1 protein-coding gene is annotated in these 1022 nt (G+C 38.6%); it reads left to right on the forward strand.

Annotation, left to right across the window (positions count from 1 at the left end; translation table 11 throughout):
- Positions 1 to 23 precede the first annotated feature (23 nt).
- Positions 24 to 1022 (forward strand): CapA family protein (locus QZ824_RS11705; RefSeq protein ID WP_291276195.1); only part of this gene is annotated, 999 nt, incomplete at its 3' end.

Raw genomic sequence — 1022 nt, forward strand, 5'->3', positions numbered from 1 at the left:
GTTTAAACGAAGAGATCAATTGCGTGAGTAAGTTAAAGTTAATGTTCGTTGGCGATATCTCTTTAGGAGAACATTATTTTTCTTTTGGGCACGGGCCAAAAACAACTGCAAAATCAAAGGATATATTTTCCTCGGTGAGAGCAATATTTAAGGAGGCAGATTTTGTTTATGGAAACCTAGAGGGACCAATTTCCGATGTTGGATTGAACCCAAATGAGCCTGAAAGCGTAGTGTTTCGTGGCGAGCCACGGGCCGCTTCAGAGCTATCCCTTGCTGGATTTAACTTAATGCATATTGCGAACAATCACATAATCCAACATGGTGAAGAAGCATATCATCACACTTTACAACTTCTGCGAAGTAATAAAATTCTTCCATTGGGTAATAAAGGTGACGACTGCATCATTGAAAAAAATGGAATAAAAATCGCAGTAATTTCCGCTTCTGCTGTTCCTGATAACACAGATAAAACGCAGTGCTTATATGAAACTTTAAATACCGCAGAAATTGTTGAAAAAGCAGCTGGTTTGAAAGGGCGGGTTGATTGGATTATTGCGTCCTTACATTGGGGGCTTGAGGAAAAAATTGAGCCCATTCCAGAGCAAGTAGAAATTGCGAAACGCCTCAAGGAAGCGGGCGTTAATTTCATTATTGGCCACCATCCGCACATTTTTTACTCTGTCGATGCAGAAGAAAATTATTTATGTGCTTGGTCTTTAGGTAACTTCGTATTTGATCTGCCATGGGATGATCGATTGTGCCGTTCGGCAGTTTTGGAGATTACTTTAGACAAGACCAGTTACAAGGCGCTTCTTCATCCAGTTAATATTTTACCGAATGGAATGCCACTTTTAAGTGGTGAGCCGCAACAGATTGGTTATGGAAGCTTCTCTCTTTATAAAAACTCTGAAAATTTCAGTTTTTTTGGGTTTAAAAAATTAGCGTTCTTTATTAAGAATTCGCTCAACGGGCATACTCACCTAAAATTCACTTTCTTTAAAAGAAAAATATTAAATAGGTTA

This window comes from Flavobacterium sp. (genome assembly GCF_021151785.1).
Classification (GTDB): Bacteria; Bacteroidota; Bacteroidia; order Flavobacteriales; family Flavobacteriaceae; genus Flavobacterium.